This window comes from Desulfobacter sp. (assembly GCA_028768525.1).
Taxonomy (GTDB): Bacteria; Desulfobacterota; Desulfobacteria; order Desulfobacterales; family Desulfobacteraceae; genus Desulfobacter.
Window position 1 is genome coordinate 1,849,921 of record CP054837.1, and the last position, 21,648, is coordinate 1,871,568.

The following is a 21,648-nucleotide window of genomic DNA, read 5'->3' on the forward strand; positions in this document are numbered from 1 at the left end:
TAAAATTCCCTCATCAATTCAGCGAACCGGAACATGCTACCACCTAAACGCTTTGATCTTATGGACAATATACTCCTGCTCCGCCGATGACATCTGGGGAAACAAGGGCAGGCTGATTGTGGCGTTGTGGGACTCCCATGCACCGGGAAACTGCTCCGGCCTGAGGTTGTATTTCCTCTTATAATACGCCAGCACATGGACGGCATGGGTGCCCGGGCGGGCGGCAATGCCGTTTTCTCCCAAAAAGGCCATGAGGCGATTCCGGATCTCTCCCGACTTCCGAGAATTGCACCCGGCTTTCACCCGGCAGACATAGGACTGATAGGTGTGGAATGCATTTGGGGGGCAATGGGGAGGTGCCAGCCAGGAGACGTCGCCAAGCATCTCATTGTACCTTAGTGCCAATGCCCTCCGGGATTCTATTATCATATCCAATTTTTTTAACTGGGCATTCCCCAGGGCACCCTGAAGGTCTGTCATCCGATAATTATATCCCGGCTGATCAAAATCAGGCAGCCCGCTGGTGCCGTCCGAATGCCGCTCGAAATCACTGGTCCGGGCACCATGGTCCCTGAGCCTGCAAAGCCCGGCGGCAAGGTTCCGGTCGTGGGTGACGACCATCCCGCCCTCACCGGTGGTAATCACCTTCCTGGGGTGAAAGCTGAAACAGGCCGGGGCGCCGAATTCTCCAGGCCCAAGCCCCCCGGTCTTTGCCCCCAGGGCACAGGCAGCATCCTCAATTACCTTCAGCCCCAGATCACCGGCAATATCCGAAATGGATGGCATATCAGCGCACAGGCCGAAAAGGTGGACCGGGATAACGGCGTTGGGGCTGGCGGGATTGCCCTTTTCCCATGAACCCAGGGCCTTTTCCAGTTCTTTCGGCCCCATATTAAAGGTGATGGGGTCAATGTCCGCAAACACAGGTATCGCCCCGGCATGGGTTACGGCATTGGCCGTGGCAATATAGGTGAACGAAGGCACCACCACCCTGTCCCCCGGCCCGATGCCCAAGGCTGTCAGAGCGAGGTGAAGGGCCGCTGTGCACGAACTGACCGCCACGCCATAGGGGGCCCGGCAGAGGCGGGCAACGGCCGTTTCAAACCCCTTCACTTCAGGCCCCTGGACCAGCCACCCCGTTTTTAATGGCGCTTGGATCGCAGCCATCTCAATCTCATCCATAAATGGACGGGTAATGGGGATTTTCATTGGATCAACGCTCCTACCCTGCTGCCGTTCCAGCCCTGCCAATGGCTGCAGTGCCCGCATGGAGACAATTCACCCCAGGCGCCGGCCAGGTGTTTTTTGCGGGCCATGTCATAGGCCTGCCCCTTCCAGAGGGACCCCAGAGTTTTTTCGCCTGCACCGGAAAACGCCTCAAGCACCCGCCCTTCCCAGTCATGGTTGCAGGCGCTTATCTGTCCGTCCCACAGGATAACCATATCACTAAAAAGTTTTCGGCAGGGTTGCCTTTTGCCCCTATCCCGGTCAAGCTCCGGGGGCAGGGCACCGAATTCGCCGTCTGCGGAATGCTCAGGATAGATCCGGACTCTGTCCGCCCTTTTTTTCCAGTAAGAGACGAATGCATCGATTTCATGGCGATTAACGGCATTGGCAGTGGCGGAGGCCTGGACTGTCGTGGCCACCTGCCGGCAGTTCCGTCTGCTTAAAAAATATTCAATATTGTCCATGACCTGCTCAAATTGATTATTCTGCCGTACTTTTTCATAGGTCTCTCCGGTGAACGCATCAATACTGAAAGAGATGAAATCAATCTCCACATCCAAAAGGAAATCCGCCATGGGCCCGTCCAATAAAAGCCCGTTGGTGGCCAGCTGAATTTGCGCCCCGGTTTTCTCCCGGATCAGCCGGATCATATCCCTAAACCTCGGGTGAAGCAGTGATTCACCCCTGAAAAAGGGAACAATGGCCTTAATCTCTTTATCCTCAAGCTCAAGGATAATTTTTTCAAATAAATTCCAATCCATGAATCCGCCGGTGGCGGTCAAATGGTTTCGGGGGCACATGACGCAGTTCAGGTTGCATGCAAAGGACAATTCCAGGGTCACCCGCTCCGGGAAATCGGGCAGAACAAATTGGCGCCCGTCTTCGTCAAAAAGGATGTGGGGCTTGGGCAAGTCTAAATTCTTCATCACAAGACGTCGTATTCACGGAGCAGAACGGCCAGGGCATCCTGCTCCCGCCAGCAGTCCTCCATGAATTTCCTGCTGTCCATACCGATGCGGAAGCGCGCATCGGGTTCTGAAACCAGTTGCTCCAATTGGATTTCCAACTCGGTTTCGTTCCTTGCCACCACCCAAGGCAGGCGGTCTGCCCCTGTAAATTCCTTGATGCAGCCGATGTTCCACTCGTCAAGCCCTGCAATGACCGGCTTGCCCTGGCTGAGGGACTCCAGGGAGGAAATACCGAACCAGCCCCGCATATGGTCGAATACAATATGGCATTTGCGTTTAATATCCAGGCACTCCCTCCGCCCCTTCCTTTCGATAATCACCGGCTCCACCTGTGGGTGGGAAGCCTGAAGCCGGGTGAGCACCCTCCCGAACTCATCCGTGTGTTTGTCAAACTTCCGGGTAGGCGCCTGGCACACCCGTATCCGGTCGTTTTTTAAACAGGTTTCATACCGCGGCAGATATGGGGGATCGTTTATGGGCACCAGGTTGGGAACCCATACCGCATCGTCAGCCACATGGAGCAGATCCGGGGTGGAAACGATCACCCGCCGCCCCAGTTTTCGATACTTGTCATTAAACCTCTGGGCATTGATGAGATAATCCGGGTGCCCGTGGTGGTGGTGGATGATTTTTTTGCCCTTGATATAATCCCGGATCACAAGGGGGCCCAGGTGGGAATGTTCATCCCTTAGCATATGAAAATGGATGATATCCGAATGCTCAAGCAAATCCGCCACCTCATCGAAATCATCATCATGGATATCCGGCAGATGGATATCCTTTCCGAAATCAATGCCGTACCGGTCCTGCACCGTGATGAGCCGGCACTGGTGGTCGGTATACCGGTTAATGGCATTGGTAAAGGCAATGCCCATACCGGCCGGATCATTTTCTGCAATCATGAGGATTTGCATAGCTTCGCCCTTTCAGTTACACAGGCAATCTGCGTACATTCTTTCAACTATTCACCCACTAAATGGACAATTTATTATCCAATACCAGGTTTATTTTATCCCGGGCATTAGCCGGGATCCTAAAAATCGTATCGGCTCAATCTTTTTATGGCTGTAAAAAAGCCCTGGCCCTGGTTCAGGTGCCCCCGCCACACCTCAGGCACCCAGGAATCCCGGTATTCGGCAAACAAAGGCATAATGCGTTTAAAATCAATATCGCCTTCATGGATCTGCATCCCTTCACCATCCAGGCCATAGGCGTCTCCCATATGAATATGGCGGATATGGGGATAAACGATTGAAATAAAATCCCCGAGGTCCTTTTGTTTGGCATTGCAGTACAACGCCGCATGGGAGATGTCAAAAACGATCTTTATTCCTGTTTCTTCACAGAATGAGGCAATGCCTTCGGCGTCCATGAAATAATTGCCCTTCCAGGCCCCTCCGAAATACCATGGATAGGGGGGCAGATTTTCCAGAAGCAACCGGCTTCCCCGGCAGTCAATTTCATCCAGAGACTTTAAAAGGTTCTCTTTCAATTCGGCCTTATCCAGCTTGATATTGAGGCTCATGGCGCCGGGATGGGCAATGAGCTTGGGAGTCCCCTTAAAATACGGGGCAAGCCTTTGGGTCATCGCTGCGGTCCGGTTGACCAGGTCAACTGAGGCCCTTCTGATTCTTTCGTCGGTGCTGCAAAGGTCCATAAGCTCCCCGTCCATGTATTCGGCGGCATGGACCACAAGTTCCTGGGGGTACTCCATTTCCAGGACAAAGGGCTGCTCCAGATCTTTTTCCGCCAGATGAATTTCAATCACACGTGGGTTGAACCCAACCATTTCTTGGAAATCGGTAAAGCGGGCGATCAGCCCCCACCGGCTCTTAAAATTCTTCCCAATGTCAGAGGCACCGTCCCCTTCCCCGGCAATATCCTTTTCCAGAAAAAGTCCTCCTTCTTCTATATCCCGATTCAGGACCCGGCCCAAAAGGTCATCCATGGCCGAAGGGGGAAGCCCTTTGCCCGGCCCTTTGACCCGTACCATGTCCCTGTCCACCCGGGTTCCCTTGGAAAGGAAGGAAGCCGCCGTAAGGCTTTTACCGAACACCTCCCGGTTGACCACCTCTCCCCTGAGCAGGAAACGGTCCTCCGTGGCCATGGCCTGGTCGGCGATCCTGATATCCCGGACCATCCGCTTAAATTCATAGGGTTCCAGGCTGATCTTATGATCCGGCCCGTCCATGGTTTTGTCCAGGGTGATATGCTTTTCAATGATGGAGGCACCCATGGAGGCGGCGACCAGGGGGATGGTAATGCCGATGTCATGGCCGGAATATCCCACCGGCGCCTGAAATTTTTTGAGCCAGGTGATCATTTTCAAGTTCACCTCCCTTGGCCAGACGGGATAGGCACTGCGGCAATGGAGCAGGGCAAAATCAGCCCCTTCTTCCTTGAGCAGCCCCACCGTCATTTCGATCTCTTCACGGTAGGACATTCCCGTGGACACGATCATGGGCTGTTTTTTCAGGGCTACATGGGCGAGAAGATCCAGATTGTTCAAATCCGCCGAGGCGATTTTATACCCGTCCACCCCTAAGGCTTCAAGGAAATCTGCACTCTCCTTGTCAAAAGGGGTGCATAAAAAATCCATTCCCCTTTCTGTGGCCTCCCCCCTAAGATCCCCATAGTCAGATTCTGACAATTCCACTTTTTGAAGCAGAGGGATCATGTACTGAAAATGCTGTTCGTATTTTCCGGGATCATTGAGCATATCCTCGGGGTAAAGGCTTTCCAGGCATCTTTTCTGGAATTTCACGGCATCGGCACCGGCCTCATGGGCCGCGGAAATGAGTTCCCTGGCCATGCCGGCATCGCCATTATGGTTGATACCGATTTCGGCAATGATATAAGTGGGGCGGTTTTCGCCGACCTCTCTTCCATTGATATGAATTATTGGGCAGCTCACACTCTCTCCTCCAGAGTCCTTTCCCAGTATTCCAAAAGGTCTTCCAGAGTCCGGCTGAAGGGGATCCGGGGCACCCACCCTGTTACCGAACAAAACTTTTTATTGTCACAAACCATGGCCGGAATATCAGAGGGCCTCATCCGATCAGGGTCCGTCACGACCCGAACCTCTGCATTCGATATCTCGATCAGTTCTTTGAGCACATCTTTCAGCAGCCTGGGCCGGCCGGACCCGATGTTATACACCTCTCCGGCCCTTCCATATTCAAGGGCCATCCAATAGGCCCGGGCCGCATCCCTGAAATCCGTAAAATCTCTCCGGGCCTCAAGATTGCCCACCTCAAGGACCGGATCCTGTCTGCCGGCGTTAATCAAGGCAATCTGCCGTGCAAAACTGGCCAGGGCGAATGTTGTACTCTGCCTTGGGCCGGTGAGATTAAAAACCCTTACCCTGACAATATCCATCCCGTAGCTTTTATGGTACTGAAAACCCAGCATATCCTGACTGACTTTACTCACGCCATAGGGGCTCAGGGGTTTGAACCCCTGGGTTTCAGCCACGGGAAGCTCATCCTCGGAAACCAGTCCGTACGCCTCCGAACTGCCGGTCACCAGGATACGGGTATTCAGATCCAGCCGTTTCACCGCTTCAAACAGGTTCAACTGGCAAGTAATATTATTGGTAATGGTCTGGTGGGGATTTTTCCAGGAATCGTCAACAGAAGTTTCCGCAGCCAGATGAAAGATCCGGTCCGGCCTGACCTTGTGGATCACCCCGTCCACCCCATGGGCGTCCATGAGGTCGCAGTTGTGCAGCACCAATTCTTCTTCGATACCGGAAATGAACCGCCGGCTGTCTCTCCACCGTATGGTGCCGTGGACCTCTACCCCCGGCCTGTTCAATAGATACTCGGCCAGGTGGCTGCCCGTCATTCCTGTTATGCCAGTTACCAATACTTTCATATCTAAAACCTTGCAACGACCTTAATCCGAATATTTTCGTCCACATTGTCCTTGAGTGCCTCAAGTATTTCATTCTGCCTGGCAAAGGAGGTGATAAGCAATGCGTCGGGCCGGATCTTATTGATCCGGGAGGGTGCCTGGATCACCATGCCCCAGAAGAGGGTGCCAACTTTCTGGGAATCGTTGTCCACCACGCCGGTAACGGCAAGTTCTGTTCTCTGCACGGCTGAATAGACCACCTCAGCTGTATCCGAGGCCCCGTAAAGGACTATTGTACGAATTCCCTCACGATAGCATTCGTCCAGCAATTCCTTTATTTCCCTTCGCACACCGGCATAGAATTGAACAATTTCAGCTGAAAAAGACAGAAAATGCCGCGCCACGTATTCCCTGCCCCCAGATGTAAGGTGGTAGGCCATGGTACGATTGGATTCCCCCGATACGGTTAACATCCCGTCTCCGACGAGTTCCTTGATGTAATTATTTACCATGGAACTGCTCAAGCAGGTTTCACAGCCCAACTGTTTCTGGGAAACATTTGGATTTTTCTTAATGCTCAACAGCAGGGAAAACCGCCTAAAATTCTTGCTGGGTACCAAATATTCCGACTGGTAGGGTTCTATCATTTTTTAAACAACCTGAATATAATAACCATTCACTGACTGGACATTACCACCTGCATCACTCCCTGTAAACCCGGAAATTAATGTCTAAGATTAGTATCGTTACCTTCTCAATGATACTTTAAAGAAAATTCTGCGGCAGCCCTCCCAGCCCTCCTGCCGAACACCTGGGAGGAAAGCACCATGGCCCCGCCGATACGGTCTGCCCCATGCATTCCCCCGGCGGCCTCACCACAGGCAAATAGTCCCGGCATACCCGTATATCCGTTTTCATCAATACGGATGCCGCCATTGGATACCTGGGCAGCCATCACCACCCTTTCCCAGCCACGGTCTGAGCAATAAACCTCAATCCCTCCCCGGGCATCCAGGTGGTCAATCAACACCTTATCTATCGCCCTGTCTTCTCCTCCCCAGGATATGGGCGCGTGCGTGCTCCTCATCTTAAAAAGCGGATATAAGGATTGCGGAAAAGGATGCTTTCTTCCCTGCCGGTCCTTAAAACGGGCCCCGGCATCGCCCATGGCTGAAATCCGCCAATATTCCAGTTTTTCGGCTTTGCACCAAACAAACTGGGTAAAGGCGCTGTTCACATAAGAAATTTTATGTTTTCTACACCAGTCATGGAGGATTAGAGCGGACCGGCCGTTCTGTGCAAGGACGACGGGATGTACAGCAGTCCCTCCCCCCATGGCCAGAACCACACTATTGGAATGGATACGTAACCGTTCTTTGGTCTCTCTGTTCTCCAGAGCAGCTCCGGAAACACGCAAACCAGAGGAGTGGTTCACCGTCAGGATATCCACGGCCCTGTATCCGGCCAGCAAAACGATTCCCCGCTTTTCCAGTTCCCCTACCAACCGATGGTAAAACCGGTCAAGGGCTTCAATGATATAGGCCCTGGGCTGAACCGGGCTGAAGCAGCCCGGCATCCGCAAAGGTTTCCCCTTCCGGTCTTTTTTAAGGCGCCCCCCCCATTGAACCAAATTTTCTAAGGCCCGATGACTTTCCTCTGCCATGATTCTGGTCAGCTTTAGGTTTATCTCTCCCGGAGGGGCCAAAGATGCCGCCTCTTTAACAAAACAATCTTTTTCCTCTTTATTGATACAGACCTGGATACCCAGTTCATTGTTCGGATTGGCGAATGATGAGCCCTGGGGCCCTTTTCCAGATGCGGCCACCACCACCCTTACACGGGGCCGGGCGTCGGCGGCAGCCAGGGCTGCCCGAATCCCTCCCAGCCCTGCACCTAGGACAAGAACATCTGTTGTTGTATCATACGGGTATTTTCCCAAGGCCTTTTCTCGCTTCTCTATTGCCGGGCTCTTTTTCAAGGACCATTCTATAAATGCGCCCCGCTGTGGAGAACTGTTCCATGAGGATGAAGCAGTCACCGATTTTGTTGAGTACAACTAGGCGGTCCGGCAAGGCAGCAGCACACCGTTCATAGGCGCCCACGGCATTGGCATAATCTTCCACCCCATAAAATGTATCGCCCAATTCCTCCCAGAGTACGGCCTGGCCCGAATCAAGAGCAACCGCCTCTTCCAGCCTGACAACACCCTGGTCGAACCGGTCGGTTTCCATTAAAAGCCTGGCCGTGAATGCCGCCCACTCAGCATTATCCGGGCGTTCCTCAAGTGCGGACTGCGCCATTTCAAGGGCCTGCTCTTTTTTGTCTTCAAGATCCATCAACCTGGCCTTTAAAAAACGCCAGGACGGGGTATAGTTTTCAATGGGCCGCCACACCGAAAGAAATAGGGCGGCCTCCCGGATCCGCCCCTGATCAATCAGCCGGACAATCGCATGGCTGCTGGACCACCAATAATTCGCATCTTTTAATTGCCGGAAAAAAGCATCGTCATTGCGCAGTTTCAATGCCCGCTTCAGACATGTTTCCCAGATCCCGGGTTCATTCTTCGCCCTTTCCATCCAATTCGCGGCCATGGCCGCTCTCTTTTCCTCTATCTTTGGAGCCAGATCCGGTTGGTTGGCCAGGGCGCCTTCCCAGACCTCAAAGGACTTGTCAAAATCAAGCATTTGGGCAAACGCTTCTCCCTGCAGAAGCCTGCACCTGGCTGAACCCGGGAACTCAGCCATGCATTGTTCCAAAAGGCTTCGGGCTTTTGCACTATCCCCATTCTTAAGATACAGCGCCGCCAGTTCGAGAAAGTCGGTCTCACGAAACCGGCCCTGCTGGATCTTGGATAGGATCTGATCTTCAGTGCTCAGATATGACACCAGGTTTCCGACGAGACGGCTAAAAAGTTCAATCCCGTGCGCATGCCCCGCCATCTCCGTCTCCAGGATCTTGTTTTCCTTTATCAGAACCTCTATTTCATTATCAGCTTTTTCAAAGGCCTGGATATTTTTTGCTTCATAGAGTTTTTTGGCGGCCATCTCCTCCATGGGCATAAACAATTCCAATTCAGCCCGGGCCTTTTTTAATTTCCGGATAATCTGCCGGGCCTTTTGGGGAAGTTGGGAAAATCGGGTAAGCTTTTCGGTGAAAGGTTTGGTCAGGAATTCTTTTGACTGCCTGCATATCTTCCCGATTTTCCTCACCTGTCCTGAGGCTTTCCTGGCGGCAGCCAGTTCTTTTTCAGCTGCACGAATAAAAGAAAGCACCTGTGCCCGATCAACACCATGGACACACGAATCCATAATTCTGTCTAAGGGAATCCGCTTATCCGTATAATGCCCCATGACAGAGGCCAGATCTCGGACCTGTGTGCCCTTAATATGTGCCCCCGCTGCAGTGGCGTTGATATAGTCGGCAGGGTGGTTGCCGAGCATTTTTTCAAGGTTCTGCTTGAATTCCAGGAATGGGCGGAGTGTCGGGACTCCTTCGCCGTTGATACCCGGCACCGTGATAAATTTTGAAGTCTGATCATGCCAGTCATGTGAAAAGACAGCACCCTTGACATGATCCCTTTCAACTGAAGTAAACGCAAAATCATACCCGGTGAAAATAATGGGATCCGCCCCCATCATCTGGGCAGCGCTGAGTGATAAAAGGGCGACAGAATTGACAGGCGCCATCAGGTGCTTCACTTTTAAAGCCTTTAAAATCCAGGCCTGGGTTTCATTTTCCTGAAAACTGAAAAACAGATGTTTCAGCGACAAGCGCTTGGCAGCCAAACTGGAGGATACGGCACCTGCGATAAGGGAAAAACGGGCCTCTCCGATAAGGTCCGGCGACAGCTTCTCGGAATTCATATTTCTGAAATCCAGGGTGGTAACGAAATCCGGCACAATGCCGTTTTTCAACAGTGGCGCCACGGCGGAGTCTGCCGCAATCATTACACACCGGCCCACGGCCTCTTTTAAATGCCCCATGCTTCTGCCGAGGGAGGGACCGGCCGATACCAGAACCGCCGGCAATCCTTGAAAAGCGCCTTTCAATGCATCCGCCGGAGCAGCCGTCCTTAAAAGGGTGAGATTGGAAATCCTGTTCTCAAACAATTGTTCCCCGTACTCGGTCAGGGCGCCGCAGGCTGACAGTGCTCTGCTGACCCTGGCCCCTGCCACACTCTTTGTTTCAGCATAAAGCTCGGGTCTCCACTCCGAAAGGGGGGGGTAGTCGCTGATTAAATAATCGGTCTGCACCCCGGTGTTTATGATCGTATCATAGAAGGTATCCCAATCGATCTCACCGGCCATCACCACCACTTTGTCAGATGCCAGAAGCGGTCTGAGGTCAGCATAGTGCATAGCCAGGCAGAACATATCCAGGCACGGTTCCAAAATTACCATACGGTATATATCCTGGCGCTGTTCCAGGGCAATCCGCTGGCTGTACCCCATCCCCAGGCCAATGAAAACACATACGGTGGCATCAAGCGCGCTTTCATTCTTCAATATGGGCAGCCAGTCTGAAAGGGTCTTAATCGGATCATTCTGGTTGTACAAATAGGCATAGTTAGGGCCGGGCCTGTCAAACCTGAGCGTGGGAAGTGAGCGGGTAGGTATAACCTCTCCGATGTCCCGGGGGGCAAATTGACACACCTGCCGGTACAATTGCGGATCTTTTTCTTTTAAACACGAAATATTTTCATCCCAGAACCGTCTCATATTCTTTTTTCCCCTATTATTGTCTGCAGCGACATGCACTTAAGCCATCAATATGGTGCATTCTCTGATACGCTCCCACCAGCCCCCATCAACGATCTAAAGCATTGGGTTGGTATTAGGCAATTTTTTCCGGCCGGCACCTTGTTACAAACGCTCTCCAGAGCCTCCCGGCTTCGGCTGCAAGCCTTCTCATCATGGTATACAAATTGCTTATTCATTTCAACAAGGATATTTTTAACCATAAAAGGAAATTTTTACCGGAAACGGAGCGTTTTCATGATAAAGGGGGAGATTTTGACCAATCCACATATTTGCGCCCAATGCGATGCCACCAACAGATCATGCTGCACACTAAGGGCCGAAGACAATGACGGCATGCCCACACCGGTATCCGAACCTGAAGTTGTCAAAATTCTGGCCGCACAGGGTCATCAAAGAAGAGAAGAGATCCTTGATATCCGCCCCAATTCAGAACAGTTTACCCACCAGATGACCCTGCTGTTTCCGGACATGGCCGACTATATCCACCACGCCTTCCCAATGAGCGGACATCACATGGAGCTTAAAACACAGGGGGATGCCTGTATTTTCAAAGACGATCAGGGATGCCTGCTTCCCAATGAGGCCCGTCCCCATTTCTGCCGCATCTATCCCTTCTGGTTTTTCGGTAGTGAACCGCAGATTTTCCAGGATCACAATTGCCTGGCCCTTCAAAAAAACAGGACCATCCCGGAGGTTCTGCTTTCTCTGGGGACAAATGCGGACACCCTCCGCCGGATCCACAACCGGATCTGCCGAGACTGGGGACTTTACCGCTCCATTCCACAGAAGCAAAAACGGGCCTTCCTTTAATATACATATGGATCATACCCTTTATGGCATCATGGATTTGCCTTAATAATTCGGCGCAGGCCAGGAAAAACTTAAAGGCAGATTTATGATTGACGCTCAATTTTCCAGTCTATAGGATGGGGGCAGGAAAATTCGTTATCCTGTAATATAGGAAGCCCGCCCTTAGAAGCAATAAAACAACCCCGGGGGATATTGTATGCAGTCACCTGCCACGAATATTTATGAATCCAACCTTGCACTTTTAGAAAAACATCACAACCCGTTATTCAAAAGGATCACCCAGAATCCCCCCGAGCCTTTAGGAGAGATATTTTATGCGCCAAACGGCAAGCCCAATCTCCGGGTGATGACCGAAAAAGGCGTTCAGGTGACATTACACAATGAAATCGATCCTGAGGCTGAAAGCAAAGAGTTTGCGCAAAACCTTCCTGGGGACTTTAAGGGGTTTGCAGCCATTCTCGGAATGGGCCTTGGGTACGGTGCTCTGAGAATCCTCAAAGAACGGCCCCTCCTCCAGCGGCTGGCCTTCTTTGAACTGGAACCGGGCATCTTCGTCCAAGCCCTCAGACATGTTGATCTCACATCTATCTTGGATGATCCAAGGCTTATCCTTGGCATAGGGCCAACCCCTGAAATACCCGTCGTATTAGAAACCAGTTCAAGAACCATTCAACTTGAAAGCTCGAGTGTACTGCATCACAAGCCATCTTTCACCCTGCATCCGGATAGCTACAAACAGCTTGAAGAAGACCTGTTCAGCTATATTAACAGCCTGAATATCGGCGGCGCAACCATCAGGTCCCTGGGAAGGGATTTTTTCGACAACCGCTTTAAGAACATTGCCACCATCCACCATCATTTGATGCTGGAAGGCCTTCAATCCAAATTCGAGGGTATCCCCGCCATACTGGTTGCCGGCGGCCCTTCCTTGAACCGGAATATCCAGCAGCTCAAGCAGATGGAGGAGAATGCGGTAATTATCGCCGTGGATACGGTGTTGCCGGCGCTGATAGACGAGGGTGTTTCCCCCCATTTCACCACATGTATCGACCCCCTGGATTTGACCTATGAAAAGTTTGCCGATATCGCCCCGAAGGCAAAGGATACCGCTTTAATCTGCGCATCCTGGGTGACAGCCAAAACACCAAAAATATTCCCGGCGGCCCAGGTATTCTGGACATTTTCAGGAAAACCCATAGAGGCCTGGCTCAACACTACTATCGGGGGTAAAATTTTCACCGGGGGTGCCAGTACCGTCGCCCATTTAAACCTGATTGCAGCCCATATCCTTGGATGCGACCCCATCATATTTATCGGGCAGGACCTTGCATATTCGGATGCAGATTCAGCTTCCCACGCCAAAGGAACAATTCTACAGGGAGCGGATCCCACCGCCAGGATAAAAAATCCAATAAAAGGGGAGACTGTTATCGGTATCAACGGTGAAACGCTACGGACAGACCGGGCCTTCCTGAGCATGAAAAAATATTTTGAGACCGCCATTGCCGCATCTGACAGGACCCATATCAATGCCACAGCATGGGGGGCAAATATCGAAGGCACGCAAATTCTCAACCTTGAGGACGCCATCGGCATGCATTGCAGCAAAAAAGTGTACCCGGACCGGATTCTTCAAGACCACTGCTCTGCAGCCCCGCCCATGAACGCCGATGGCCTGACCCAGGTGTTCGACAGGATGCTGGCCAAAACCCGGAAACTGCAAAAACTGATCAAAAAATCCGATGCAGCAACCGCCGCCCTGCTAAAAGAGATTCAAAAACTAAAAAAACAAAAAGCAAAAATAAGCTCCTTTAGCATGCTCTCCACGGCCCAGAACAAAAAAATCCAAATAATAGATAAATGCCACCAGGAACTGGACGACACAACAGATGTATGGGCAATTCTTGAGGAAATAACCATGGAAGGACTCAAGGAAAGTGAACGCCGCAAACAGGCGATATCCATACTTGAAAAAGACTCAGATACATTCCATGATTGGTTGATAAAAAGCTTGAACCAGCGTCTTTTAATCAACCAGACCCGTAAACAGACCCTGGCCATATTTGCGAACAACCTGAATATGGTTATCACGTTCCTCCAAAAAGAACGCAAATATCTAAAACAAGATGAACTAAAGCTTGCCGGCCTGTATATGAAACACGGAAACTATCATATGGCCAAGCCGCTATTGAAAAAATTACAAAAGAAAATGCCGGACTCACCGGAAATCAACGTCCATCTCGGCTGTATTGCAATGCAGTTTAACCTGTACGAGGAGGCGAACCGGTATTTCCAAAGGGCTGTCAGGGCCAACCCCAAACTTGCCCGAACCGTCAACGCCCACCTGAAGGCATTCGGCGATGAGTTTTTAGACTATGCCACATACTTTAAAACAGAACCCGGGCGGGAATTAAGCGTAAAGTACATGGTACAAAAAGGCCTTAAATACACCCCTGACCATGACGGGCTGAAAAAAGAACTGGAAGCCATCCTGGCAAGTGACCTGGACGCCATCTGCGAGGAGCAGGACAAAGGCAATTTTGAATCACAGGCCGCCCTTACAGAAGAGTGGCATAATTATGTGACAGACCAGAATAAGGTTTTCACCACCTTCCCTCCCGCCATAATAGGAAGGCTCCACCTTTGCTTTGGCAAACTAAAGTGCCACCAAAAAAACTACCTGGATGCCGTGGATGCCTTTGACCGGGCCATTGAATATCAGCCGGATAACAGGGACAATTATTCGGCTAAAATAGAGGCCTTATTTATGGCCGGAGAATTCGGCCGCGGTATTGACGCTTTGAATTCAGCAGTTAAAAAGGATAGCACCCTTGCTTCCTATTGGGAAACCATAGGAGACAGTTTGCAGGACGGCGGCCAGTATGATGATGCCATTCTGGCTTATGAAAAATGTTTCATCCACCTGCCGGACAATATGAATCTGCTCAAAAAAATTGGGGACTGTTACATGGAGACCAATCAGCTTGAAGCGGCAAAAGCTGCATACACGAGGTTAAAAGAACATCTGCAGTCTTCAGGGGAGGCCTGATCTCCCCATTGTCATTTTTGACGGTTGGCTTTTGTTATCCAGTCAAAATATCTAAGATCAGACTCTGTATCGATATCCAGGGAGCGCTCTGCAGGGACGACATACCCCCTTGTGGTGTCGGAATAAAATGACCTGTTTGCCATAAACCAGCTTGAGCGGGCCATATATATGGCACCGCTGGGGAGGTAAGACACGGGTAAATCCTGCCTTCGTTTATTTAAATACCTTTCTCCGAGAACAGGCTTTAACATGGCGGTTCCGTCCATATGGAACATCCAGTAGGGGCTCTTATCCACCTGGGTCACAGAAACCATTGCATCTGAAGATGAATTGATGCACGATTCGATACACCCGTCGATGTCCTCTGCCCGGGTTAAGGGAGATGTCGGCTGGAGCAGCATTACAAAATCATACCCTGGAACGGATTCCATGGCGTGGACAATCACATCGGAAACAGAACTCTCGTCCCGGGCCAAATGCGCCGGCCTCACAAAAGGCGCCTCACATCCGTATTGCCCGGCAACCCGGATAATCTCAGAGTCATCAGAGGAAAGGATTAAACGGTCCATGAGTCTGGACCGCCCTGCGGCCTCTATCATCCACGCGATCAGCGGTTTTCCGCCAGCCCGCCTGACATTTTTGCGCGGCACCCCCTTAGAGCCTCCCCGGGCGGCTATCACCCCTAGTATTTTCATCTGATCAAACATCAGCGATGGTGTCCTGCCCTATCATCCCCAGAATATTTCTCCGTATTCGCCCTCTGCCGTTTCAAAATCTCGTTTATGACCGATATCCATCCAGTATTCCCTGATCTGAAAAATAACGGTTTTCAAATCCTTTCCCATCATCTTGTCAAATAGATGGGTCATATCAAAGTACTCGTTTCCTGGTATTAGATCAACGATGTCCGGCTCAAACACATAGATACCGCCGTTGACAAAAAACCGTTGCACCGGTTTTTCATCAAGCCGCACCAGTCGGTTACCCTCCTGGTGGATGACCCCGTAAGGAATCTGCATATTGTATTCCCTCACACACATGGTGGCCATTGCGCTGCCCAGTTTGTTGTTATTGATATGAAAATCCAGAAGTTTTTCAAAATCCACCTTTGTCAGCAGGTCTCCATTCATTACAATAAAAGGGGCATCCGGTTTTTCCGGCATCAATTTTATACTTCCGGCCGTGCCCAGGCGTTTATTTTCTTTGAGGTATTCAATATTCACTCCCCACTTCGAACCGTCGCCAAAATAATCTTCGATCATCTCGGCCTTGTAATTGACAGATATATAAAAATTCCCAAACCCTTTGTCGATAAACCCCTCAAGAATGGTTTCAAGCACAGGGGTTCCACCGACTTTCAACAGGGGCTTGGGACAGGATTCGGTCAAGGGGCGCAGCCGGGTGCCCAACCCCCCGGCCATCAATACCACCGGATTTTCCCTTTTTTTTCCAGCCAGGATATCCTTAAGCACAATCAGGCGGACCACACGGCCTTGGTGGTCCACCATGGGCAATTGGGTGATGGACTGCTCCTTCATGATCCGTTTCATGGTCTTTGCATCCTCATCCACAGAAGCGGTGAGGGGGGAAACATAATAAATGCGCTTCACAGGTTCTTCTATGCTGATGCCCTTTAATATCCCCCTTCGGATATCCCCGTCTGTTACGGTGCCAAGGAGTTTATCTTCAGCATCCACAACAAGGGCAATCTGAAGGCTGCTTTTATCAATAACAGCCATCGTCTCTTTAATGCTGGTATCGGGTGAAACAGAGGTTTTTTTCCAATCTTTCATGGGACTACCCTAGGCCTTTATGTCATAAAATATTTTCGTGTTTTCCGCAAAATCGGCGGTTTCAAGTATCTGCCTGATCATTTTGGCAGTGCCTTCCTTTTTAAACGGTATCTCCATTGCTTTTATATCGGCTTGAAACCCGGTACGGTCAAGTTTTTTAAACGCATCAAAAATAGCCCTGTGATCGGCAGTGCAGTCTATTACACTCAGTGCCCGCACCCTGCCCTTCTGCCGGTCTCCGATATTTATGGTGGGCACCCCCAAGGCAGGCGCCTCTATAATACCGCTTGAACTGTTGCCGACCACTGCCCGGCAGAGCTTCATGGCAGACAGATACCTTAAACTGCCAAGGGAGGAAACGATGAGGCATTGACCTTTATGGCGGCGCTGGAACTCATTTTGAAGCGCATTGATTTTCTGACCGCCGGCATCGGCATTGGCCCCTGTAAATATAAACCGGTGATCCCGGAATTGATCCAACACCCCCAGAAGGGCTGAAAAAGACGCTGCAGGCCCATCCCTTCCCAGGGTTTCGGGATGATAGGTGATAAGGAAAAAAGGCGTATCCAGATCCAGCCCGAGGGAGCGTTCAAGTTCGGCTTTCTCCATGAACCTCATCCCCTGAATATTTTCCACGCCCAAGGCCCCGACATCAAACACCCGCTCAGGCGCCTCGCCCATCTGGATAATCCGTTTGCGGTATGCGTCACAGCAGGGGAAATGATAAAGGGCCATCTTGGTGATACTGTGCCTGAACGCCTCATCAATGGCACCGGATGTCGTCTCTCCGCCGTGGATATGGGCAATGGGAATGCCGTGCACATGGGCTGATGCGGCACAGCAGAAAGCCTCCCACCGGTCCCCCAGAACAACCAGGACATCCGGACGGGACTGGCCAAAGTACCTGCCGTAGCGCGCCATTGCCATGCCCATGGAGCGGCATATCCCCTGGGGGCTGTCATCGCAGGGTTCGATATCCACGCAGGCATCAGGCTCGACCCCATCTTTGGTGATTTCATCCAGGGTCATGCCGTGGGCCGCTGCCAGGTGGGTACCGCTGACCAGGAGCCGCAGTTCCAGGACTCCGCTTGAATCGATTTCCTTGATCAGCCGCCGCATTAAACCGTACTCTGCCCGTGTTGAGGTGTAAACACAGACTCTGATCTTCAATGGATTCATAGATCCGGCTCTTCTATTAGATCGTCGGTATTGTAATTTCTTGAGGCTTTTGTACCCAGAATCTCATCCCACTTCATTGGACTGAGGCCCGTGCCCGGCCGTTTTACGGCCAGGTTGCTTTTGGTAAATGCTGCCCCTTTCAGGATGTTACAGGCCGCAACAATACTTTTACGCGCCGCAGCAATGTTCTTTGTCTCCGACGGGCTGGGGGTCTTTTCCCCATTGCCCAAGGCCTTTTCGACATTCCTGATCCCTTTGACCATCTGTTTTAGCTCATCAACATCCAAAGAGGCCTTATGATCTGGGCCGGACAGGGATTTGTCCAATGTAAAATGTTTTTCAATGACAACGGCACCCAGCGCCGCGGCGGCAATGGGGATTTCAATTCCCTGGGTATGGTCGGAATATCCGATTTTAACGCCGGGGAATGCCCCGGCCATCGTCTGCATGGCACTTAAGTTTACATCCTCCATGGGCGTGGGATACTCCGTATTGCAGTGCAGCAGGGTTACCCGATCGGGCGACAGGCCGGCTGATCTGAAAACCTCGAGGGCCCTTCCCACCTCATTGATATCCGACATTCCCGTGGACAGAATAATTTCCTGGCCCAAGGCGGCAATCTTCCTCAAATAGGGAAGGTTGGTAATCTCCCCCGATGGAATCTTCCATCGGCTGATCCCAAGCCCCTGAAGCAGGTCAATGCTGCCCAGATCAAACGGAGAGGATAGAAACTGGATCCCATGCCTCCGGCAGGTCCCCATCAATTCCCTATGGGCGTCAAGGGACAATTCAAGCCCTTGGAGCATCTCAAGCTGTGACTTTTGCCCCGGCAGGTCCCGTTTCTGGTAATCTGCCCTGGCTGCGTGCCTGGTAACCAGGGCCTCTGGAGAAAATGTCTGGAATTTAACCGCATCCGCACCTGCCAGCGCAGCCTGCCTGACCATCTCCCCGGCCCGGTCCAGGCTGCCGTTATGATTTACACCGGCTTCGGCAATAATGAAAATCTTCTGGATCTGCATCTGGTGAAAACACCTTATCTTTTATCGTTATCAATCCTATACCAACCCGCTTCCTTTTTTTCAACTTAAACCGCCGGACCCTGCTTTATTTAAAGTTCTCTTGCAATGGAACCGATTTTTAATTTAAACAGAAGAACATTAAAAACCATGTATAACCCCCAGAGAACATAACACCCAATGGAAACCGTCAGAATTATTCCCAGACTGGACATCAAAGGACCCAACCTGGTGAAAGGTATTCACCTTGAAGGGTTAAGGGTATTGGGAAAACCCGAACATTTTGCAGAATATTACTACATTAACCACGCCGACGAACTGATGTTCGTGGATGTGGTCGCCAGCCTATACGAAAGAAACAGCCTTCATGATATTATAAAGCGAACGGCAAAAAAAATTTTTATTCCCCTGACCGTTTCGGGTGGTATCCGGAGTATAGACGATATCCGGGGCGTACTCAGGGCCGGGGCTGATAAAGTGTCATTGAACACTGCGGCCATTCATGATCCGGACCTGATCCGGAAAGCCAGCCGGGAATTCGGCTCATCCACCATTGTGGTCACCGTAGAGGCCATCAAACAGGAAGACGGGCGGTATCTGGCCTATACGGACAACGGCCGTGAGCACACCGGTATTGAGGTGGTGGACTGGGCTGAAAAAGCCGAGGAAATGGGCGCAGGTGAAATCGTTATCACCTCCGTTGACAATGAGGGGACAGGCGCCGGCTTTGACATTGAATTAACCCGGGCGGTGTCAAAAGCGGTTACCGTTCCGGTTATCGCCCACGGTGGTGCGGGCAGCCCCCTGCATGTCATCGACGTGATTAAAAAAGGATATGCCGATGCCGTTTCCATGGCCTCCATTCTTCACTACCATGCCCTTGATGAAATCAGGGAATCAGAGGACTTTCTGGATGAAGGGAATACGGAATTCTTAAATTACGGAAAAAAATCAGAGAAATTTTCCTATACCGACCTGATTTCCATGAAAGGGTATCTGGCAGATGAAAATGTTTATTGCAGGCCGTGACGGCCTGGATAGGAATGGATAAAATGAAAGTTGCCATTATTGATTACAAAATGGGGAACCTTTTCAGTGTGACCAACGCATGCCGGCATGTGGGCCTTGACCCCGTTGTGACCCTGGATCAATCCCAAATCATGGCCGCGGACGGGGTCATCCTTCCGGGGGTTGGGGCATTTGCCAAAGCCATGGATCAATTAACCCGGCTGAATCTCATCTCCGTCATCAAAGAATCCATTGGCCGCAAAAAGCCCTTTTTGGGCATCTGCCTGGGTATGCAGCTCTTATTTTCCACCAGTGAGGAGTTTGAAAAAACGGACGGACTGGATATAATTAAAGGCAAGGTGGTTAAGTTTCCCACGGGATATAACGGCGCCCGGGTAAAGGTCCCCCAGATCGGATGGAACCGGATACGAGGGGGGGCATTCGCCAAACCGGCACCCGTGATGGCAGGCATTGATGACGATGAATTCATGTATTTTGTGCATTCCTACTATTGTATCCCCGACCGGGAGGAGGATATTCTCACCACCACCCGGTACGGGAGCACCACCTATTGTTCTGCAGTGATGCACGACAATATTATTGCCACGCAATTCCATCCCGAAAAAAGTGCAGAAAAAGGCATCTTATTTTATAAAAACTGGGCAAACCTTGTTAAAGAAAGGGCATCAACCTATGAACAACCTGCTTGAAACCAAATACGGACTCCCCTCGGATGTCATTTTCTGCAAAAAATGTGTCATGTCCAACCAGCGGCCGGCATCGGCAGTTGAATTCAAACACACCATCAACAGCAAAAAACAAACACTGGCCTTTGACGACCAGGGCATATGTGATGCCTGCCGTGTGTCGGAGCATAAAGACAAACAAATAGACTGGAAAAAGCGGGAAGAGGAATTATTAACACTGCTGGAAAAACACCGGAAAACAGACGGGTCCTACGACTGTCTGGTCCCAGGATCCGGTGGCAAGGACAGTGCCCTCCAGGCCCATATTCTCAAATACAAATACGGGATGAACCCGCTGACCGTCACCTGGCCGCCAATCTTGTACACCGACTACGGTTACCGGAATTTCAAAAACTGGATTGATGTGGGGGGGCTGGACAACATCAGTTTCAACCGGAACGGCAGGGCAATGAGAATTTTGACCCGGCTCTCCATTGAGAACCTGTTCCACCCGTTCCAGACATTTATTTTGGGTCAAAAAAACCTGGCCCCGAAACTTGCCCTGAAATTCGGTATTCCCCTGGTTTTTTACGGGGAAAATGAAGCGGAGTACGGCAATCCCATTGCAGATAATGCAAAATCCCTCAGGGACAGGTCCTACCATACCATGAAAAACCTAAATGATATCTATCTTGGGGGGCTCCCTGTCAAAGAGATAACGGACCGGTACGATTTAACCGTGAACGATCTGATGTCATTTCTGCCGCCGGACGCAGCAGAATTCCAGAACTCCAATATTGAGGTCCACTACCTGGGGTATTACCTGAAATGGACTCCCCAGGAAGCCTATTACTACGCAGTTGAAAACACAGGGTTCAAGGCGCGCCCCTTCAGAAGCCAGGGCACCTACAGCAAGTACAACAGCATTGATGATAAAATTGATGACCTTCACTATTATACCACCTTTATCAAATTCGGCATCGGCCGGGCCACCTATGACGCCTCCCAGGAAATACGCAACAGGCATATCACCAGGGAGGAGGGGCAGGCCCTGGTAAAACGGTTTGACGGAGAATTTCCCGACCGGTACTTCAACGAAATCATGGACTACCTGGAAATGTCACCGGAATACTTTAGAAACGAACTGGCAGACAAATTCAGGTCTCCACATCTGTGGAAAAAAGTGAACGGTGAGTGGAAACTGCGTCATACGGTGAATATGGACGGCGTTGAAGACCAGGCTGGATTTTTGGGCAGCACATCAAAGATGCCGGCCGAGATCAAAGGGTGATCGCAG

The 21,648-nt window shown here is 51.0% G+C and carries 17 protein-coding genes; 5 read left to right on the plus strand and 12 right to left on the minus strand.

Annotated features, from left to right (window positions below; all coding sequences use genetic code 11):
- Positions 1–36: 36 nt before the first annotated feature.
- The 8 genes from HUN04_08530 to HUN04_08565 all read right to left on the minus strand — a co-directional run bounded on the left by HUN04_08530 (position 37) and on the right by HUN04_08565 (position 10,768).
- The gene (locus tag HUN04_08530; protein ID WDP89753.1) at positions 37–1,209 is read right to left on the minus strand and encodes a DegT/DnrJ/EryC1/StrS family aminotransferase; all 1,173 of its coding nucleotides are present in this window, start codon (positions 1,207–1,209) and stop codon (positions 37–39) included.
- Positions 1,206–2,153, minus strand: coding sequence for a radical SAM protein (locus HUN04_08535; GenBank protein WDP89754.1), 948 nt, complete (start codon positions 2,151–2,153; stop codon positions 1,206–1,208). Before HUN04_08535 ends, HUN04_08530 begins: the two co-directional genes overlap by 4 nt.
- Positions 2,153–3,097, minus strand: coding sequence for a glycosyltransferase (locus HUN04_08540; protein ID WDP93216.1), 945 nt, complete (start codon positions 3,095–3,097; stop codon positions 2,153–2,155). The genes HUN04_08535 and HUN04_08540 overlap by 1 nt, the downstream gene beginning before the upstream one ends.
- Positions 3,098–3,228: 131 nt before the next feature.
- Complete coding sequence (locus HUN04_08545; protein ID WDP89755.1) at positions 3,229–5,109, minus strand: N-acetylneuraminate synthase family protein; 1,881 nt, start codon at positions 5,107–5,109, stop codon at positions 3,229–3,231.
- Positions 5,106–6,071 (minus strand): GDP-mannose 4,6-dehydratase, encoded by a 966-nt coding sequence (locus HUN04_08550; GenBank protein WDP89756.1) that lies wholly within the window; start codon positions 6,069–6,071, stop codon positions 5,106–5,108. Before HUN04_08550 ends, HUN04_08545 begins: the two co-directional genes overlap by 4 nt.
- Positions 6,072–6,073: 2 nt before the next feature.
- A complete protein-coding gene (locus tag HUN04_08555; GenBank protein WDP89757.1) occupies positions 6,074–6,631 on the minus strand; it encodes a hypothetical protein in 558 nt (185 codons plus the stop codon).
- A gap of 173 nt (positions 6,632–6,804) precedes the next feature.
- Positions 6,805–7,989, minus strand: a complete 1,185-nt coding sequence (locus HUN04_08560) for an FAD-binding protein (GenBank protein WDP89758.1) — start codon at positions 7,987–7,989, stop codon at positions 6,805–6,807.
- On the minus strand, positions 7,970–10,768 hold the full coding sequence (locus HUN04_08565; protein WDP89759.1) for a DUF115 domain-containing protein: 2,799 nt from the start codon (positions 10,766–10,768) through the stop codon (positions 7,970–7,972). Before HUN04_08565 ends, HUN04_08560 begins: the two co-directional genes overlap by 20 nt.
- Positions 10,769–11,062: 294 nt before the next feature.
- On the opposite strand from HUN04_08565, the gene HUN04_08570 reads away from it, so the two are divergent.
- Together HUN04_08570 and HUN04_08575 are read left to right on the plus strand one after the other, a co-directional pair.
- Positions 11,063–11,620: a hypothetical protein gene (locus tag HUN04_08570; protein WDP89760.1), complete on the plus strand. Its 558-nt coding sequence runs from the start codon at positions 11,063–11,065 to the stop codon at positions 11,618–11,620.
- A 196-nt stretch (positions 11,621–11,816) separates the two neighbouring features.
- A complete protein-coding gene (locus HUN04_08575; protein WDP89761.1) occupies positions 11,817–14,669 on the plus strand; it encodes a DUF115 domain-containing protein in 2,853 nt (950 codons plus the stop codon).
- An 11-nt stretch (positions 14,670–14,680) separates the two neighbouring features.
- Here HUN04_08575 and HUN04_08580 read toward each other — a convergent pair whose 3' ends face one another.
- Genes HUN04_08580 through neuB form a run of 4 tightly spaced genes read right to left on the minus strand, consistent with a single transcriptional unit; the run spans position 14,681 to position 18,654 of the window.
- Complete coding sequence (locus tag HUN04_08580; protein WDP89762.1) at positions 14,681–15,376, minus strand: acylneuraminate cytidylyltransferase family protein; 696 nt, start codon at positions 15,374–15,376, stop codon at positions 14,681–14,683.
- A 21-nt stretch (positions 15,377–15,397) separates the two neighbouring features.
- Positions 15,398–16,462 carry a CBS domain-containing protein gene (locus tag HUN04_08585; GenBank protein ID WDP89763.1) on the minus strand — a complete coding sequence of 355 codons (1,065 nt, stop codon included), beginning with the start codon at positions 16,460–16,462 and terminating at the stop codon, positions 15,398–15,400.
- Between the two features lie 9 nt (positions 16,463–16,471).
- The gene (neuC, locus tag HUN04_08590) at positions 16,472–17,641 is read right to left on the minus strand and encodes a UDP-N-acetylglucosamine 2-epimerase (hydrolyzing) (GenBank protein ID WDP89764.1); all 1,170 of its coding nucleotides are present in this window, start codon (positions 17,639–17,641) and stop codon (positions 16,472–16,474) included.
- On the minus strand, positions 17,638–18,654 hold the full coding sequence (gene neuB, locus HUN04_08595; GenBank protein WDP93217.1) for an N-acetylneuraminate synthase: 1,017 nt from the start codon (positions 18,652–18,654) through the stop codon (positions 17,638–17,640). The genes neuC and neuB overlap by 4 nt, the downstream gene beginning before the upstream one ends.
- A gap of 183 nt (positions 18,655–18,837) precedes the next feature.
- On the opposite strand from neuB, the gene hisF reads away from it, so the two are divergent.
- The 3 genes from hisF to HUN04_08610 are packed head-to-tail and all read left to right on the plus strand — an operon-like array spanning position 18,838 to position 21,642.
- Positions 18,838–19,686, plus strand: coding sequence for an imidazole glycerol phosphate synthase subunit HisF (gene hisF / locus HUN04_08600; GenBank protein ID WDP89765.1), 849 nt, complete (start codon positions 18,838–18,840; stop codon positions 19,684–19,686).
- Between the two features lie 23 nt (positions 19,687–19,709).
- Positions 19,710–20,375: an imidazole glycerol phosphate synthase subunit HisH gene (gene hisH / locus HUN04_08605; protein ID WDP89766.1), complete on the plus strand. Its 666-nt coding sequence runs from the start codon at positions 19,710–19,712 to the stop codon at positions 20,373–20,375.
- Positions 20,359–21,642, plus strand: a complete 1,284-nt coding sequence (locus tag HUN04_08610; GenBank protein WDP89767.1) for an N-acetyl sugar amidotransferase — start codon at positions 20,359–20,361, stop codon at positions 21,640–21,642. The genes hisH and HUN04_08610 overlap by 17 nt, the downstream gene beginning before the upstream one ends.
- Positions 21,643–21,648 lie beyond the last annotated feature (6 nt).

What these genes read in the sequence shown, in the direction of transcription:
- HUN04_08530 (WDP89753.1), bottom strand. Translation starts at nt 1,209, where the DNA reads ATGAAAATCCCCATTACCCGTCCATTTATGGATGAGATTGAGATGGCT.
- HUN04_08535 (WDP89754.1), bottom strand. Translation starts at nt 2,153, where the DNA reads ATGAAGAATTTAGACTTGCCCAAGCCCCACATCCTTTTTGACGAAGAC.
- HUN04_08540 (WDP93216.1), bottom strand. Translation starts at nt 3,097, where the DNA reads ATGATTGCAGAAAATGATCCGGCCGGTATGGGCATTGCCTTTACCAAT.
- HUN04_08550 (WDP89756.1), bottom strand. Translation starts at nt 6,071, where the DNA reads ATGAAAGTATTGGTAACTGGCATAACAGGAATGACGGGCAGCCACCTG.
- HUN04_08565 (WDP89759.1), bottom strand. Translation starts at nt 10,768, where the DNA reads ATGAGACGGTTCTGGGATGAAAATATTTCGTGTTTAAAAGAAAAAGAT.
- HUN04_08575 (WDP89761.1), top strand. Translation starts at nt 11,817, where the DNA reads ATGCAGTCACCTGCCACGAATATTTATGAATCCAACCTTGCACTTTTA.
- HUN04_08580 (WDP89762.1), bottom strand. Translation starts at nt 15,376, where the DNA reads ATGTTTGATCAGATGAAAATACTAGGGGTGATAGCCGCCCGGGGAGGC.
- HUN04_08585 (WDP89763.1), bottom strand. Translation starts at nt 16,462, where the DNA reads ATGAAAGATTGGAAAAAAACCTCTGTTTCACCCGATACCAGCATTAAA.
- neuC (WDP89764.1), bottom strand. Translation starts at nt 17,641, where the DNA reads ATGAATCCATTGAAGATCAGAGTCTGTGTTTACACCTCAACACGGGCA.
- hisF (WDP89765.1), top strand. Translation starts at nt 18,838, where the DNA reads ATGGAAACCGTCAGAATTATTCCCAGACTGGACATCAAAGGACCCAAC.
- hisH (WDP89766.1), top strand. Translation starts at nt 19,710, where the DNA reads ATGAAAGTTGCCATTATTGATTACAAAATGGGGAACCTTTTCAGTGTG.
- HUN04_08610 (WDP89767.1), top strand. Translation starts at nt 20,359, where the DNA reads ATGAACAACCTGCTTGAAACCAAATACGGACTCCCCTCGGATGTCATT.